14 protein-coding genes are annotated in these 15,133 nt (G+C 72.5%); 8 read left to right on the forward strand and 6 right to left on the reverse strand.

Going from position 1 to position 15,133, the window contains the following annotated elements:
- Nucleotides 1-7 precede the first annotated feature (7 nt).
- On the forward strand, nucleotides 8-544 hold the full coding sequence (locus OHA91_RS29890) for an arginine repressor (protein WP_030841787.1): 537 nt from the start codon (nucleotides 8-10) through the stop codon (nucleotides 542-544).
- A 79-nt stretch (nucleotides 545-623) separates the two neighbouring features.
- Nucleotides 624-1,532, forward strand: a complete 909-nt coding sequence (locus OHA91_RS29895; RefSeq protein ID WP_328740357.1) for a hypothetical protein — start codon at nucleotides 624-626, stop codon at nucleotides 1,530-1,532.
- Here OHA91_RS29895 and OHA91_RS29900 read toward each other — a convergent pair.
- From OHA91_RS29900 to OHA91_RS29910, 3 genes are read right to left on the reverse strand one after another with little or no spacing between them, the layout of a single operon-like run.
- Nucleotides 1,529-2,227 (reverse strand): L,D-transpeptidase family protein, encoded by a 699-nt coding sequence (locus OHA91_RS29900; protein ID WP_328741186.1) that lies wholly within the window; start codon nucleotides 2,225-2,227, stop codon nucleotides 1,529-1,531. The genes OHA91_RS29895 and OHA91_RS29900 overlap by 4 nt on opposite strands.
- Nucleotides 2,228-2,233: 6 nt before the next feature.
- Nucleotides 2,234-2,815, reverse strand: coding sequence for a pyridoxamine 5'-phosphate oxidase family protein (locus OHA91_RS29905; protein WP_031150330.1), 582 nt, complete (start codon nucleotides 2,813-2,815; stop codon nucleotides 2,234-2,236).
- A 43-nt stretch (nucleotides 2,816-2,858) separates the two neighbouring features.
- Entirely contained in the window at nucleotides 2,859-4,376 is a 1,518-nt protein-coding gene (locus OHA91_RS29910) for a hypothetical protein (RefSeq protein ID WP_328740358.1), read from the reverse strand.
- A gap of 171 nt (nucleotides 4,377-4,547) precedes the next feature.
- Here OHA91_RS29910 and OHA91_RS29915 point away from each other — a divergent pair, with 171 nt between their 5' ends.
- Nucleotides 4,548-5,741 carry an argininosuccinate synthase gene (locus OHA91_RS29915; protein ID WP_031150326.1) on the forward strand — a complete coding sequence of 398 codons (1,194 nt, stop codon included), beginning with the start codon at nucleotides 4,548-4,550 and terminating at the stop codon, nucleotides 5,739-5,741.
- 99 nt (nucleotides 5,742-5,840) lie between these two features.
- On the forward strand, nucleotides 5,841-7,271 hold the full coding sequence (argH, locus tag OHA91_RS29920; protein WP_328740359.1) for an argininosuccinate lyase: 1,431 nt from the start codon (nucleotides 5,841-5,843) through the stop codon (nucleotides 7,269-7,271).
- Between the two features lie 156 nt (nucleotides 7,272-7,427).
- On the opposite strand, the gene OHA91_RS29925 is transcribed toward argH, so the two are convergent.
- On the reverse strand, nucleotides 7,428-8,600 hold the full coding sequence (locus OHA91_RS29925; RefSeq protein ID WP_031150322.1) for a hypothetical protein: 1,173 nt from the start codon (nucleotides 8,598-8,600) through the stop codon (nucleotides 7,428-7,430).
- 103 nt (nucleotides 8,601-8,703) lie between these two features.
- Nucleotides 8,704-9,213, reverse strand: a complete 510-nt coding sequence (locus OHA91_RS29930) for an HAD domain-containing protein (RefSeq protein WP_031150320.1) — start codon at nucleotides 9,211-9,213, stop codon at nucleotides 8,704-8,706.
- A 90-nt stretch (nucleotides 9,214-9,303) separates the two neighbouring features.
- Here OHA91_RS29930 and OHA91_RS29935 point away from each other — a divergent pair, with 90 nt between their 5' ends.
- The 3 genes from OHA91_RS29935 (at nucleotide 9,304) to OHA91_RS29945 (ending at nucleotide 12,945) form a co-directional block, all read left to right on the forward strand.
- Nucleotides 9,304-9,855: a TetR/AcrR family transcriptional regulator gene (locus OHA91_RS29935; protein ID WP_266502958.1), complete on the forward strand. Its 552-nt coding sequence runs from the start codon at nucleotides 9,304-9,306 to the stop codon at nucleotides 9,853-9,855.
- The gene (locus tag OHA91_RS29940) at nucleotides 9,852-11,396 is read left to right on the forward strand and encodes an MFS transporter (protein WP_266502962.1); all 1,545 of its coding nucleotides are present in this window, start codon (nucleotides 9,852-9,854) and stop codon (nucleotides 11,394-11,396) included. The genes OHA91_RS29935 and OHA91_RS29940 overlap by 4 nt, the downstream gene beginning before the upstream one ends.
- Nucleotides 11,397-11,469: 73 nt before the next feature.
- Complete coding sequence (locus OHA91_RS29945; protein ID WP_031150314.1) at nucleotides 11,470-12,945, forward strand: hypothetical protein; 1,476 nt, start codon at nucleotides 11,470-11,472, stop codon at nucleotides 12,943-12,945.
- A 30-nt stretch (nucleotides 12,946-12,975) separates the two neighbouring features.
- Here OHA91_RS29945 and OHA91_RS29950 read toward each other — a convergent pair whose 3' ends face one another.
- The gene (locus OHA91_RS29950; protein WP_328740360.1) at nucleotides 12,976-13,605 is read right to left on the reverse strand and encodes a lysophospholipid acyltransferase family protein; all 630 of its coding nucleotides are present in this window, start codon (nucleotides 13,603-13,605) and stop codon (nucleotides 12,976-12,978) included.
- A gap of 325 nt (nucleotides 13,606-13,930) precedes the next feature.
- On the opposite strand from OHA91_RS29950, the gene OHA91_RS29955 reads away from it, so the two are divergent.
- Nucleotides 13,931-15,100 (forward strand): glycerophosphodiester phosphodiesterase, encoded by a 1,170-nt coding sequence (locus tag OHA91_RS29955; RefSeq protein ID WP_328740362.1) that lies wholly within the window; start codon nucleotides 13,931-13,933, stop codon nucleotides 15,098-15,100.
- The last annotated feature ends 33 nt before the right edge of the window (nucleotides 15,101-15,133 follow it).

Consider the following 15,133-nt stretch of genomic DNA (forward strand, 5'->3'; position numbering starts at 1 on the left):
GACGACGATGAGCCAGCCGCAGGACAACGAGCACGGCGGGCAGGCCGTCCCGCAGACCCGCACCGCGCGGCACCGCCGGATCGTGGACATCCTCAACCGGCAGCCGGTCCGCTCCCAGAGCCAGCTCGCGAAGCTGCTCGCCGACGACGGGCTGAGCGTCACCCAGGCGACGCTCTCCCGCGACCTCGACGAGCTGGGCGCGGTGAAGATCCGCAACACCGGCGGAGAGCTGATCTACGCCGTGCCCAGCGAGGGCGGCTTCCGCACCCCGCAGGCGCCGCTCGGCGAATCCGCGAAGGAGGAGCGCATGCGGCGCCTCTCCGGGGAGCTGCTGATCTCCGCGGAGGCCTCGGCGAACCTCGTGGTCCTGCGCACCCCGCCGGGCGCGGCGCAGTTCCTCGCCTCGGCCATCGACCAGGCCGAGCTCCGCGAGATCCTCGGCACGATCGCCGGCGACGACACCCTGATGCTGATCAGCCGGGACCCGGCGGGCGGCCAGGCCCTCGCCGACCACCTCCTGCGGCTGGCGCAGAAGGAGGGCTGAGCGGTACGGGTCGGCGGGCAGGTCGGGGGCGCCGGAAATCCCGGTGCCCCAGCGGCGTCAGCCGACATAGCCTCGGCCCGTGCGCCAATTCGCCCTCGCCATACTGGTGTCCGCCGTGACCGCAGCCGTCTACGGGCCCGTCGCCCTGCTGTGGTGGCGCCGTGCGCGGGTCCGCAGCCGGAGGCTCCGGCTCGTCGCCGCCGTCGAGCTGGAGCCGTACGACAGCGCCCTGTTGCGGCAGGAGGCGACCGAGGCGGCCGCCGCCGAACTCGTCCTCGGCGGGTACCTCCGGATCGACGAAGAGGGTGCCGCGTTCCTGACCGAGCAGGGCCGCGACCCCGCCCGGACTCCAGCCCACCCGATGCCCGCCGCCCTCCTGGAGGCCGTACGCCGGCACGATCCCGAGCCCGTGTCGATCGGCTGGATCGACTGGTGCGACGACGGGTACCTGGAGCAGCGCAGCGCGTACCGGAGCGAACGGGACGCTCTGCTTCCCAAGCTCCCGCGGATGCCCGACGGCCAGGGAAACACGTTCCTGGCCTGCTGCAGTTGCGTGGGCATCGCCCTGGTGATGCTGTTCTGGCTCCTCGCGGGCGCGCTGCTGGTGACCGGTCGCCCGCACGGTCTGCGGGAATGGGCCTTCACCGTGGTGGCCGCCCTCGGTCTGGCGGCGCTGCTGCTGGCCGAGAAGGCCGGCCGGGTGGTCCGGGAGCGCACGGACGGCGGCGACCCGCTGGGCGACCTGGTGCGCTCCCAGCCGCACCCGGCCTTCGCGGCGCTGGACGAGGAGCAGCGCACCCTCGTGCTGGGGAGCATCGGCGAGCGGTACAGGTGGCGCGGCGTCGACACGGTCGTCCACGAGGAGGCCGACGACGAGGACGACGACGAGGGCGACGAGTGGCTGGACGAGAAGGTCTGGTGGGAGGACGCGTACGAGTACCGGGCCTCCGACGAGGACGAGCCCGACGCCGCGCCCAGCCCCTCCTAGTAGCGGGTGACGGCGAGCGGCCCGTCCTGCGTGCCGATCGCGATGTGCGGGCGCCGGTCCGGGTCCGCCCAGCGCAGGATCGCCCGCATGTCCCGCTCGGGCACCGACACGCACCCGGCCGTCGCGCCCTTGCCGTTGACGTGCAGGAAGATCCCGGCGCCCCGTCCGCGCACCGGCCGGTCGTAGTTGAAGGCGATCAGCAGCGCGTGCGCGTACTGCTTCTCGTAGGTGACCAGGTGCTCGGCCTCGCCGGGCGCGCAGTCCGCGGGCAGCGGCTCCACCCAGCGGTTGTACGCGGTCGAGGCGTTGTCCTGGCACCACCAGGAGTCCGCGGTCACCCGCCGGTAGCGGTACTCCGTCCCGGCCGGCGCCCGCCGGATCCCGAAGGCGTAGGGCAGCTCGTACAGGCCGGTCGGGGTGGTGTTCGTGCCCTGCGTACGGGTCGCGCCCTCGGTCAGGCCGTTGGCACCGAACCGGGCGGGCGCGCTCCCGGCCCGGTACCAGCGCCCCGCCCGCCGGTCCCACCAGGTCAGGCGACCGGTCGTGGATCCGGGCGCGGGCGCGACGGCGGTGATCAGCTGACTGCCGCCGCCGGTGTCGGCGAGACGGGCGGGCAGGGGCCCGGACGAGGACCCGGCTCCTTGCGGGAGCAGGGTCGTGACGATCAGTGAGCCCGTGACGAGAGCGGTGCGCAGCACATGTCAGACGGTACGGGCAGGGAGGGGCAGGGGCAGCGCAGGCAGGCCGTCGAGGCTCGTCGCGATGTGTTCCTTCTTCTCGCAGTACTCGGCGAACTCCTCGTCCGTCTTGCGGGCGAGGTACTCCGAATGGAGGGTGCGCTCGCCCTGGTACTCCATGAAGGGCACCGCGTACCCGCACACGTCGGCGATCCGGCGGGCGTGCACCAGGATGACCGCCCGCGCCCCGGGCCCGTCGGCCTCGCCGAACAGGCCGATCAGCTCGGGCCAGCGCGGGTCGTCGCGGAAGACGGCCTCGCCGTCGCCGTGGATGCGGACGATGTTCGGGGGCCCGCTGAAGGCGCACCACATGAGGGTGATCCGGCCGTTCTCGCGGACGTGGGCGATGGTCTCGGCGCCGCTTCCGCCGAAGTCCAGGTAGGCGAGCCGCTGTTCGTCGATGACGACGAGGGTGCCGGCGCGGCCCTTGGGGGACAGGTTGACATGGCCGTCACCCGAGAGCGGGGCGGTCGCGGTGAAGAAGACAGGCTGCTCCTCGATGAACGTGCGCAGCCTGCCGTCTATGCGTTCGTAGATCTTTCCCATGAGCCGATTATCTGCCCGCACCGGCGGTGCGGGTCGGAGGACTTCAGGTCTTGAGGCCCAACCGGCTGCGTCGCAGGCCCAGTCCGTAGTCGTCGAAGAGCTTCGCGGACCGCTTCAGCAGGGCCGCCAGCTCCGCCGTGTCCGCCTCCCCGTCGAACTGGGCCGGCTGCCACTGGCAGGCGCACACCGCGGCCCGCGCCGTCGTACGCGTCCTCGGGTGCCAGTCGTCGATCAGCGCGACGGCCGCCCGCAGCGCGTGGATCCCGCCCCGGGCGCGCAACAGCCGGAAGGTGGCGCGCCGGACGTGCAGGGGGCCGCGGACGTCCAGCCGCTCGGCGAGGTACGAGGGGTCCAGGCGCCGGACCGCCGGCAGCAGGCCCAGGCTCGCCTCGCGGGCCACGGACGGCGCCGGGTCGTCCAGCAGCGCGAGCAGGACGGAGTCCTCCACGACGGCCTCCCGGCGCCGCAGCCCGGCCAGCGCGGCGGCCCGGACCGGGCCCACCGGGTGCGCCACGAGCCCCCGCAGCAGGTCCGTGTCCTCGCTCCGGCCGCACTCGGCGAGTCCGGCCACGGCGTACGGGGACGGCCCGGCGGGGTCGCGGACCAGCCAGCGGTAGTGCCCGTGGGCGTCGCCGCCGTCCTGGCCGACCAGCCAGCGGGCGCACGCGCGGACGAGCCCGGAGCGGTCGGCGAGGTGCGACACGCCCTCGGCGGCGCGGCCGGCCCGGCGCAGGGCGGTGACCCCGGCGGCGCGCACGGCGGGGAACCGGGCGCCGATCAGGACGTCGATCACCGCTCCGCCTTCGGAGCCCGGCCCGGCCAGGGCTGCGTCGGTCCAGAGCGCGGCCGTCGCCGGGTCGGACTCGGCGGCGGCCCGCCGGGCGCACTCCAGGGCGTCGGCCCGGCCGGGGCCGGCGAGGGCGAGGCGGACGGCGAACTGCCGGGCCTGCCGGTCGGGGCAGTCCAGCAGTGCGGCGAGGACGCGGGCCGTCGCACCGCCGGGTGCGGCCGCACCGTCCGCTGTCGTCGCACTGCCCGGCGCCGTCGTGCCGCCCGGTGCCGTCGAGGGGCCGGGCAGGTGCCACCAGGGCGTGGCGGCTGCGGCCTGCCGGCGCAGGGCGTCCTCGAACCGCTCCAGGATCCAGTCGCCCCGGCTCCGCCGCCCCAGCCGCAGCGCGAGCGGGGTCACCGCCCGCAGGGTGGCCTCCGGGTGGGCGCGGAGCGTGTCCTCCATGAGGGCGCGGGCCCGGTCCCGTACGGGCGCGGCCCAGTCGGTGGTCAGGACGGCGACCAGTTCCACGGGGGCGCCCGGCTCGGCGAGGGCGGCCTCGCGGATCCACCCCCGCGGGTGGCAGAGCCGTAGCGCCGGGGGAGCCGGCACCGGGAGCCGGCGCCCGCCGTGGGCCCGGCTGCGGACCTGCTCCGCGAAGGCCAGCCAGACGTCCGGCCCCGCACCGGGCGCAGGTACCGCGGCCGCCCGCCCGTCCAACAGCTCCTCCGCCAGGGCGCGCCCCGTCGCGGCGTCGTTGCCGGGTCCCGTGCCGCGTCCTGTGCGGTTCATCCGTCGCCACCCCTCCCGAAGGCCCATGGGCCCCGATCGTAGGCGGCGGCCATGCCCCCTGCTCGGAATATCCGCCCTGGTCACGGGCCTGCCACCCGCCCACGATTGACGAAACATACGGAGCAGTGCATAGTTATGCCTGTCGTTGAATGCACCGCAAGGAGAAGTCCCGTGACCGAGCGCGTCGTACTCGCCTACTCAGGCGGCCTGGACACCTCCGTCGCCATCGGCTGGATCGCCGAGGAGACGGGCGCCGAGGTCATCGCCGTCGCCGTGGACGTCGGCCAGGGCGGCGAGGACCTGGACGTCATCCGCAAGCGCGCCCTCGCCTGCGGTGCCGTCGAGGCCGAAGTCGCCGACGCCAAGGACGAGTTCGCCGACGAGTACTGCCTCCCGGCGGTCAAGGCGAACGCCCTCTACATGGACCGGTACCCGCTGGTCTCGGCCCTCTCCCGGCCGGTCATCGTCAAGCACCTGGTGGCCGCCGCCGAGAAGCACGGCGCCGGGATCGTCGCCCACGGCTGCACCGGCAAGGGCAACGACCAGGTGCGGTTCGAGGCCGGCATCCAGGCCCTCGGCCCCGGCCTCAAGTGCATCGCCCCGGTCCGCGACTACGCCATGACCCGGGACAAGGCCATCGCCTTCTGCGAGGAGAAGGACCTCCCGATCGCGACCACCAAGAAGTCCCCGTACTCCATCGACCAGAACGTCTTCGGGCGCGCGGTCGAGACGGGCTTCCTGGAGGACATCTGGAACGGCCCCGTGGAGGACATCTACGAGTACACCTCGAACCCGGCCACCCCGCGCGAGGCCGACGAGGTCGTCATCTCCTTCAAGGAGGGCGTGCCCGTCGCCGTCGACGGCCGGCCCGTCACCGTCCTCCAGGCCATCCAGCAGCTCAACGAGCGCGCCGGCGCGCAGGGCATCGGCCGGATCGACATGGTCGAGGACCGCCTCGTCGGCATCAAGTCCCGCGAGGTCTACGAGGCCCCGGGCGCGATCGCGCTGATCACCGCCCACTCCGAGCTGGAGAGCGTCACCGTGGAGCGCGAGCTCGCCCGCTACAAGCGGCAGGTCGAGCAGCGCTGGGGCGAACTGGTCTACGACGGCCTGTGGTTCTCCCCGCTCAAGCGGGCGCTGGACGGCTTCATCGACGAGGCCAACCAGCACGTCACCGGTGACATCCGGATGACCCTGCACGGCGGCCGCGCCGTCGTCACCGGCCGCAGGTCCCAGGAGTCGCTGTACGACTTCGACCTCGCGACCTACGACACCGGCGACACCTTCGACCAGTCCAAGGCACAGGGATTCATCGACATCTTCGCCCTGTCGTCGAAGATCGCGGCCAAGCGCGACCTGGCCTGATCCCCCGCCGCCCAGCCCGCACGAAGACGGCCTCCCCGTTACCTCCGCGGCGGGGAGGCCGTTGCACATCCATACATGCAGTCTTGAGGAGCAGTAGCTGTGAGCAGCAACAACGCTGGTGACGTCCGGCTCTGGGGCGGCCGGTTCGCCGACGGTCCCGCCGAGGCCCTCGCGAAGCTGTCCGCGTCGGTCCACTTCGACTGGCGCCTCGCGCCGTACGACATCGCCGGCTCGCGCGCCCACGCCCGCGTCCTGCACACGGCGGGACTGCTCACGGCCGACGAGCTCGAGCGCATGATCGCCGGCCTGGACCGGCTGGAGGCGGACGTCGCCGACGGCTCCTTCACCGGCACCGTCGCCGACGAGGACGTGCACACCGCGCTGGAGCGGGGCCTGCTGGAGCGGCTCGGCGCCGACCTCGGCGGCAAGCTGCGCGCCGGCCGGTCCCGCAACGACCAGGTGGCCACCCTCTTCCGGATGTGCCTGCGCGACCACGCCCGGATCATCGGCGGCCTGATCGCCGACCTCCAGGACGCGCTGGTAGGCCTGGCGGAGAGCCACGCGGACGTGGCGATGCCGGGCCGCACCCACCTGCAGCACGCGCAGCCGGTGCTCTTCGCCCACCACGTACTGGCCCACGTGCAGTCCCTGTCCCGGGACGCGGAGCGGCTGCGGCAGTGGGACACGCGGACGGCGGTCTCGCCGTACGGCTCGGGCGCGCTGGCCGGTTCCTCGCTGGGCCTGGACCCGGAGGCGGTCGCCGCGGAGCTGGGCTTCGAGCGGGGCTCGGTGGGCAACTCGATCGACGGCACCGCCTCGCGCGACTTCGTCGCCGAGTTCGCCTTCGTCACCGCGATGATCGGGATCAACCTGTCCCGGATCGCCGAGGAGATCATCATCTGGAACACGAAGGAGTTCTCCTTCGTGACGCTGCACGACGCCTTCTCCACCGGCTCGTCGATCATGCCCCAGAAGAAGAACCCGGACATCGCCGAGCTGGCGCGCGGCAAGTCCGGCCGCCTCATCGGCAACCTGACGGGGCTGCTCGCCACGCTCAAGGCGCTGCCCCTGGCCTACAACCGGGACCTCCAGGAGGACAAGGAGCCGGTCTTCGACTCCTGCGACACCCTCGAGGTCCTGCTGCCGGCCTTCACCGGCATGATGGCCACGCTCACCGTCAACCGGGAGCGAATGGAGGAGCTCGCCCCGGCCGGCTTCTCGCTCGCCACCGACATCGCGGAGTGGCTGGTCAAGCAGGGCGTCCCGTTCCGGGTGGCGCACGAGGTGGCCGGCGAGTGCGTCAAGGAGTGCGAGGGGCTCGGCATCGAGCTGGACGAGCTCACGGACGAGCAGTTCGCGAAGATCTCGGAGCACCTGACCCCCGAGGTCCGCACGGTCCTCAACGTCAAGGGCGCGCTCGCCTCCCGCAACGGCCGCGGCGGCACCGCCCCCTCGGCGGTCGCGGTCCAGCTCACCGAGCTCAAGGCCGACCTGGTCATCCAGCACGCCTGGGCCGTCCACAAGCAGTAGACGCCCCCACCGCTTCCGCCGCCCTGCGGCCCGCACGCCCGCCGGACCCGGCTCCGGGTCCGGGCCTGTACGTCCGCACGCGGCGGAATGCCCGGAGGGGCGGCAGGAGCCCTGTGCTCCCGCCGCCCCTCCGGCGCGTCCGGCTCCTGCGCCGGCTCAGTCCAGCGGATGGTCCGGCTCCCAGTTGGTCAGGACGCAGCCCTCGACCTTGGACTTCTCCAGCCGGTAGCCCGACGGGGCGGAGAAGCCGGGAATGCAGTTCAGGTACAGGAACTGGAGCTGGTAGAGGCCGCGGCGGGACGACGGGCTGTTGGTCTCGACGGCGATGTTCTCCCCGACGAGCAGCCGGCTCGCGGTCTCCCTCAGCTTGCCGTCGTCCTTGTAGTCGGCCAACTGGGCGGCCTTCGCCTTGGTCTGGAGCAGCTTCATGTCCACGACGGTGTCGAGCCAGCTCAGGTTGCGGGCGCGCTGCGCCCCGGCGGGCTCCCCGCACAGGGCGCGGCCCGTCACGCCCCACTCCGGCGCGCTGCCCGTCACCACCGGCGCGTAGTCGATCGACTCGATCGCGACGGCGTCGGGGTCGGTCGAGAAGTGCTTCTCGCAGTCGAGGCTGTTGCCCACGAGTGTCCGGAGCTCGGCCATGCTGCCGGCGCGGGGGAGCCCCAGACTGCCTGTCTTCGGCTGGCCCAGCTTCTCGCCCCCGCCCGCCGGATCCTGCGGGGTCTCCAGGTTCGGGCTGCCGGATCCGTCCTCGGAGCCGACGAAGTCGCTGAGGTTGCAGTGTTCGACCAGCGGCTTCTCCCGCTTGTAGCCCTTGGGGACCGGGGCGCCCGGGTTGCACGTCAGGACCCGCAGGTCGGAGCGGACCAGCGCGAGCGCCGTCTTGGTGCTCGTCGGGAACGCGACGAAGCCCTTGCCGATCAGAACCCGGCTCTCCAGCCCGTACGCGCCGTCACCGCCGTCGATCCTGTCCAGCACGTACTTCTTGTAGCCCTCCTGGAACTGCTTCATGTCCGCGGGAACGGCGATGACGATCTCGCCCTGCCGGACCTTGTCGCTGCAGACGCCCAGCTCCTTCACCGACCACTGCCCGGCCTTGGGGAAGTCGCCCGCGGGCACCCGGGGGTCGTCGGGCCTGTCGCTCAGGTCGTCGCAATTGGCGAACTGCCGCAGGTACTGCTGGGCCTCGGCGAGGGGGCCCGCGGCGGCGGCCGCGGACGTGGACGGCGATGCGGCCGGCGCACCCGGCTGCCCGCCCTCCTTGCACGAGGAGAGTGCGGTCAGGCAACAGAGGGTGGCGGTCGCGGCGATGATCCGCTGAAGGCGCATGGGTCGCTCTCGTCGGGTACGGGTTGGGGGGGCATGAGCATGCTAAGTCGCTGCCGGAGCATGATCAAAACCCCGGTCCGCGGCGGCCGTTCGCCGCTGCGCGTCATGCCGCCCACTCTGCCAGCGCGTCGAAGTCCTCCCGGACCAGGCCGATCTGCTCGTCGATGCGCATCAGCAGGGTCCGCGCGGGGTGGCGTTGGTCGACGTACTCGCGGTCCATCGCCGTGATGTCGTCGTCGATCCAGGCGAAGGGCCGCTCGCCCGCGTAGTCCAGGATGTACTGGGTCTTCCAGAAGGTGCCGCGCGGCGCCCGGCCGTGCATCACCGGCCAGTCGATGAACGGGAGCCGGGGCAGTCCCAGGTGCGGGCCTATCCAGTCGTTGGCCTCGTCCTTCCAGGTCGTTGCCCAGACCAGCTCGTACGCGTCCGCGAGCGCGAGCAGCTCCGCGCCGTGGCCGTGGTTCAGCCAGACCCGCAGGGGCTTCGCTCTCTCCTCCTCCGTCCAGCCCGTCGGCCGCATCCGGTGGGTGGAGTACCCCTCGGGGCGGCGCTGCGGCTTGGCCGCGTAGGGGTTCAGCGGTCCGTCGACGTCGATCAGCAGCAGTGGCTTCATCTCGGCAGGATTCCCTTCCGGCCGCCTGCGGGGCAGCCCATTTACCAAAAGAATGAGACGTGGATGTCTCAATCGGGTTATGCTTGTCTCATGGCCATGGATCGTGACCAGGTGCTCCGCGACGCGGCCGCCCTGCTTTCCCGCAAATCGACCGCCACGATGGACGAGGTCGCCCGCGCCGCCGGAATCGGCCGCGCCACCCTCCACCGGCACTTCGCCGGGCGCGACGCGCTCGTACGCGCCCTGGAAGACCTCGGCATCCGCGAGTTCGAGGTGGCGTTCGACAACGCCCGCCTCGACGAGGGCACCGCGGTGGAGGCGCTCCGGCGCCTCGTCGCCGAGGCCGAGCCCAACGCCCAACTGCTGGCCTTCCTCGTCACCGAGAACCAGCTGTTCGAGGGCGACGAGGTCAACGAGGGCTGGGCCCGGCTCGACGCCCGCGTCATCGCCCTGTTCCGGCGCGGCCAGGAAGAGGGCGACATCCGCATCGACCTGAGCCCCGCATGGCTCACCGAGGCCCTCTACGGCCTCATCGGCAGCTGCGCCTGGGCCGTCATCGACGGCCGGGTCGCCGCCAAGGACTTCCAATACATGATCATCGAGCTGCTGCTCGGTGGCGCCCGACGGAGTGTGGAGAAATGAGCCGTACCGAACAGCTGATACGTCAGACGGGGGTGGAGGAGAAGAGTCGCGGCCGCTGGCTCGCGCTCTCCGTGCTCGTCCTTGCCGTGCTGCTCGTCGCGGTCGACGCCACGGTCCTCGGCCTCGCCACACCCTCCCTCAGCGAAGACCTCAAGCCGTCCGGCACCCAGCTGCTGTGGATCGGCGACATCTACTCCTTCGTCATCGCCGGACTCCTGGTGTCCATGGGCTCCCTCGGCGACCGGATAGGCCGCAAGAAGCTGCTCCTCGTCGGCGCCACCGCCTTCGGCGCCGTCTCGGTCCTGAACGCCTACGCCACCAGCCCCGAGATGATGATCGTCGCCCGCGCCCTGCTCGGCGTGGCCGGCGCCACCCTGATGCCGTCCACCCTCGCGCTGATCCGCAACATCTTCACCGACCCCCGGGAGCGCAGCCTCGCCATCGGCATCTGGGGCGCCACCGCCTCGGCCGGCGCGGCCGTCGGACCCGTCGTCGGCGGAGCCCTCCTCCAGCACTTCTGGTGGGGCTCGGTCTTCCTCATCAACCTCCCCGTGATGATCGCCCTGGTCCTCGTCGGAATCAAGCTCCTTCCCGAGTCCAAGAACCCGGTCGCCGGCCCCTGGGACCTGCTCAGCGTGGGCCTCTCCCTCGTCGGCGTCATCGGCGTGGTCTATGCCGTAAAGGAAGCCGCCACGCACGGCATGACCTGGGAGGTCGCGGTCGCCGCGAGCCTCGGCGCCGGCGCCCTGTACGCCTTCGTCCGACGCCAGTTCACCCTGCCGTCCCCGCTGCTCGACATGCGGCTCTTCCGGCACCGCGGCTTCTCCGGCGCGGTCCTCGCCGACCTGCTCACCGTCTTCGGCCTGTCCGGACTGGTCTTCTTCCTCTCCCAGTTCCTCCAGCTCGTCCAGGGGCGCGGCCCGCTGGAGGCCGGCCTGGCCGAACTGCCCGCCGCCATCGGCGCGGTGGCCACCGGCCTGGTCGCGGGCAGGTACGCCCGCCGGTACTCGGTGCGCTCCGTCGTCACCGGCGGCCTCGCCGCCATCGGCGCCGCCCTCGCCGTCCTGACCGTGATCCACAAGGAGAGCGGCTACCCGCTGCTCGGCGCGGCCCTGCTCGTCGTCGGCCTCGGCGCCGGCTTCTCCTTCACCGTCACCGCCGACGTGATCCTCTCCAGCGTGCCCAAGGAGCAGGCCGGATCGGCCTCCGCCGTCTCCGAGACGGCGTACGAGCTCGGTGCCGCCCTCGGCATCGCCCTGCTCGGCTCCATCGTCACCGGCGTCTACCAGGGCTTCACCGCCCCGGCCTCCGTCGACGGACCGGTGGCCGACGCCGCGCACGAGTCCCTCGGCGGCGCCGTGGAAGCCGCCAAGACGCTGGACCCGCAGACCGCCGCCCACATGGTCGGCGCCGCCCAGGACGCCTTCGTCGACGGCCTGCGGTTCGCCTCCGGCGTCGGCGCGGCCGTACTGCTCGCCACCGCCGTGGCCGCCTGGTTCCTCCTCAGGGGCCAGCGGCTCCAGGACGGCGTCGAGCACTGACCCGTCGCCGTATCAAGGGGCGCTGTCCCGGACCGAGTTGACAGTCCGTGGAACCCGGGACACCATCCCCGCGATGGAGATCAACGATCTGACCCCGGCCGAGCGCCGCGTATGGGAGGCCTTCCCGCGCGGCGACGGAGTCGACTTCAGGGAGCACCCCGAGGACAGCTCCGTCGACGGGGCCGGCTGGGGACCCGACCGCACGCTGCGGGCCGAGGTGCTGCGGGCCCTCCTGCTGGGCGCCGCCCCCGCCGCGGAGGGCCGGGTAGCCGGGCTCAAGATCAAGGGCGCGAGGATCGTCGGCAAGCTCGACCTGCGGTACGCGGTGATCGACCACCCGATCCGGATGCGCGACTGCTGGTTCGAACGCAAACCGCTCCTGTACGGAGCCCAGCTCAAGGCCCTCGTCCTCGGCTACTCCACCCTGCCGGGCCTCACCGCGGCCACCCTGCGCGTCGACGTCGTCCTGCGGCTCTCCTGCTGCCGGATCACCGGCCCCGTCCGGCTCCAGGGCGCCAAGATATCCGGCGGCCTCTTCCTCCAGGGCGCGGTGGTCGGCCCCATGTCGGGCGAGGAGGCGGACGAACCCCCGCTCCAGCTCAACCACGCGGAAGTCGGCACCGACATCATCGCCAACGACCTGACCGTCCACGGCCAGCTCCGCCTCAACGGAGCGGTCGTCGGCGGCCAGATCAACCTGGACGACGCCCGCCTCCTTGCCCCCGACGGCACCGCTCTCCAGGCCGAGACCCTCCTGGTCGGCACCAACCTCCACGCCGCGCGGGCCCGGACGCAGGGCCGCCTCAACCTCACCGGCTCACGGATACCCGGCCGCCTCAACCTCGCCCACGCCGTCCTCGAGAACCCGGGCGGCATCGCCCTGCGCGCCTCCAGCTGCACGGTCGGCGAGGTGTGGCTGCCCGCCTGCGAGGACGTACGGGGCACCGTGAACCTGCGGCGCTCGCAGTTCGACCTGCTGAACATGCGGGCCGGGACCTGGCGGGACCCGCTGCGCCTGGACGGCCTGACCTACCGCACGCTGGGGCCCCACCTGCCCGCCGAGGAGCGGCTGGCCGCGCTGGAGACCGGCGAGCCCGGATACCTCCCGTACCCGTACGAGCAGCTGGCCGCGGCCTACCGCACCGCGGGCGACGAGGAGGCCGCCCGTACGGTCATGCTCGCCAAGCTGCGCAGGCACCGCCGCACACTGCCCCGGCACACACGCCTGTGGGGGCTGCTCCAGGACGCGACCGTCGGCTACGGCTTCCGGCCGCTGCGCGCGGCGGGCTGGCTGGCGGCGCTGCTGCTCACCGGGGCGATCGCGTTCGCGCTGCAGCCCCCGCGCCCGCTCAAGCAGGGCGAGGCCCCGGACTTCAACGCCGTCTTCTACACCATCGACCTGATGCTGCCGATCATCGGCTTCGGCCAGGAGCAGGCCTTCGCGCCGAGCGGCTGGCACCAGTGGTTGTCGTACCTGCTGATCGTGACCGGCTGGGTCCTCGCCACCACGACGGCGGCGGGCGTCAGCCGGTCACTGAGGCGGCAGTGAGAACCGCCGGGACCGCGGGGAGCCGAGGTACTACGCGGCCTTCGCCTTGGTCGCGTACATGTCGACGTACTCCTGGCCCGAGAGCCGCATGACCTCGGCCATCACCGAGTCCGTGACGGCCCGCAGCACGTACCGGTCGCGGTCCATGCCCTCGTAGCGGGAGAACTCCATCGGCTCGCCGAAGCGGACGGTGACCCGGCCCGGGCGCGGCATGCCGGCGCCGCCGGGCTGCAGCTTGTCCGTGCCGATCATCGCGAACGGCACCACGGGGGCGCCGGTCATCAGGGTGAAGCGGGCGATGCCGGTGCGGCCGCGGTAGAGCCGGCCGTCGGGGGAGCGGGTGCCCTCGGGGTAGATGCCGAAGATCTTGCCCTCTTCGAGGATCCGGCGGCCGGTCATCAGGGCCGCGACCCCGCCGTTGGCACCGTCACGGTCGACGGGGATCATGCCGGCGCCGGTGAAGAACCACGCCATGAGCCGGCCCTTGATGCCCTTGCCGGTCACGTACTCGTCCTTGCCGATGAAGTGGACCGTGCGGTCGCACACCAGCGGGAGGATCATGGAGTCGATGAAGGTGAGGTGGTTGCCCGCCAGAATCACCGGTCCGGAGCCGGGGATGTTCCGGGCGCCCTCCACGCGGGTGCGGAACATCGTGCGCATGACCGGTCCGACAGTGGCTTTGATGAGCTTCGTACGGAACAACGTGGGCCCTCCGGCATCGAAAAGCGGCTCGCGCCCCCACCGCTCGGCGGTAGCGCAGGTGAGGACGATACTCGTGGGTCAGCTCCCAGCGCACATCGGGTTCACGTGTCGGATACGTATTGTTGACGCGCGTTTTCGCCAAGTTCCCCGGATGTGCCTTCGAGGCACCCCCTGCGGCCACCCCCTTTTGCCTACCATCGGCACGCCGATCGCGGGCCGCGGAATGCCGTGACGCCACAGGTCCCGGGACCGCCGGCCCCTTTCACGACGAGGAGTGGCACTCATGACACAGGGTGGGGCAGCGCGGCGCACGGTCCTGGGGGCGGCGGTCCTGGCGGCGGGGACGGGGATCACCGGTCTCGCGGCGGGAACGGCCTCCGCGTCCGCCGAGGGCGGCGGGCAAGGCGGCAAGGGCTACCGGGGTCTTCCGTACCCGACGGTCATCGGCCATCGCGGCGCCAGCGGATACCGGCCGGAGCACACGCTCGGCTCCTACCAGCTGGCCCTCGACCTGGGCGCGGACGTCGTCGAGCAGGACCTGGTCCCGACCCGGGACGGCCACCTGGTGTGCCGCCACGAGAACGAGATCGGCGGGACCACCGACGTCGCCGACCACCCCGAGTTCGCCTCCCGGCGCGCGACCAAGTCCGTCGACGGGGTCTCGGTCACCGGCTGGTTCACCGAGGACTTCACCCTCGCCGAGCTGAAGACCCTGCGCGCCAAGGAGCGCATCCCCGCCGTCCGCCAGCGCAACACGCTCTACGACGGCCAGTGGGCCGTGCCCACCTTCGAAGAGGTGCTCCGCTGGGCCGACCGCGAGGGCCGGCGACGCGGCGAGCGCGTCTGGCTGCACGTCGAGACCAAGCACCCCAGCTACTTCCGCGGCCTCGGCCTCGGCCTGGAGGAGCCCCTCGCCCGGCTGCTGCGCCGCTACGGCCGCGACGGCCGCGACGCCGCCGTCTTCCTCCAGTCCTTCGAGCCCACCAGCATCCAGCGGCTCTCCCGGCTGGTCTCCGCGCCCCGCGTCGTCCTGCTCTCCGCCGCGGCCACCCGCCCCTGGGACTTCGAGCAGGCGGGGGACCCCCGTACGGTCGCCGACCTGGTCGAGCCCGAGGGCCTCAGGTGGATCGCCGGATTCGCCCAGGGCATCGGCCCCACCATGGACCTGATCCTCCCGCGCGACGCGGCCGGCCGGCTCGGCACTCCCACCACCCTGGTCAAGGACGCCCACGCCCGCGGACTGCTCCTGCACCCCTATACCGCGCGCAACGAGAACAGCTTCCTGCCGGCCGAGTACCGAAGGGGTACGGATCCGGCCGCGTACGGCGACGCCCTCGGCGCCTTCCGCACCTACTTCGAACAGGGCATCGACGGCATCTTCACCGACAACCCGGACACCGGACTGCTCGCCGCCGAGGCCTTCCGCCCGGGCCGGCGCCCCGTCAACGGCTGAGCCCCGCTTCCCGAACGAGTGGGCCGCGCCCGG

Source organism: Streptomyces erythrochromogenes, assembly GCF_036170895.1.
Classification (GTDB): domain Bacteria; phylum Actinomycetota; class Actinomycetes; order Streptomycetales; family Streptomycetaceae; genus Streptomyces; species Streptomyces erythrochromogenes.

Bases quoted from the DNA above. Each gene is read 5' to 3' on its own strand.
- OHA91_RS29925 (WP_031150322.1), bottom strand. From the start codon at position 8,600: ATGCGCCTTCAGCGGATCATCGCCGCGACCGCCACCCTCTGTTGCCTG.
- OHA91_RS29890 (WP_030841787.1), top strand. From the start codon at position 8: ATGAGCCAGCCGCAGGACAACGAGCACGGCGGGCAGGCCGTCCCGCAG.
- OHA91_RS29935 (WP_266502958.1), top strand. From the start codon at position 9,304: ATGGCCATGGATCGTGACCAGGTGCTCCGCGACGCGGCCGCCCTGCTT.
- OHA91_RS29930 (WP_031150320.1), bottom strand. From the start codon at position 9,213: ATGAAGCCACTGCTGCTGATCGACGTCGACGGACCGCTGAACCCCTAC.
- OHA91_RS29950 (WP_328740360.1), bottom strand. From the start codon at position 13,605: ATGCGCACGATGTTCCGCACCCGCGTGGAGGGCGCCCGGAACATCCCC.
- OHA91_RS29955 (WP_328740362.1), top strand. From the start codon at position 13,931: ATGACACAGGGTGGGGCAGCGCGGCGCACGGTCCTGGGGGCGGCGGTC.
- OHA91_RS29940 (WP_266502962.1), top strand. From the start codon at position 9,852: ATGAGCCGTACCGAACAGCTGATACGTCAGACGGGGGTGGAGGAGAAG.
- OHA91_RS29905 (WP_031150330.1), bottom strand. From the start codon at position 2,815: ATGGGAAAGATCTACGAACGCATAGACGGCAGGCTGCGCACGTTCATC.
- OHA91_RS29945 (WP_031150314.1), top strand. From the start codon at position 11,470: ATGGAGATCAACGATCTGACCCCGGCCGAGCGCCGCGTATGGGAGGCC.
- OHA91_RS29910 (WP_328740358.1), bottom strand. From the start codon at position 4,376: ATGAACCGCACAGGACGCGGCACGGGACCCGGCAACGACGCCGCGACG.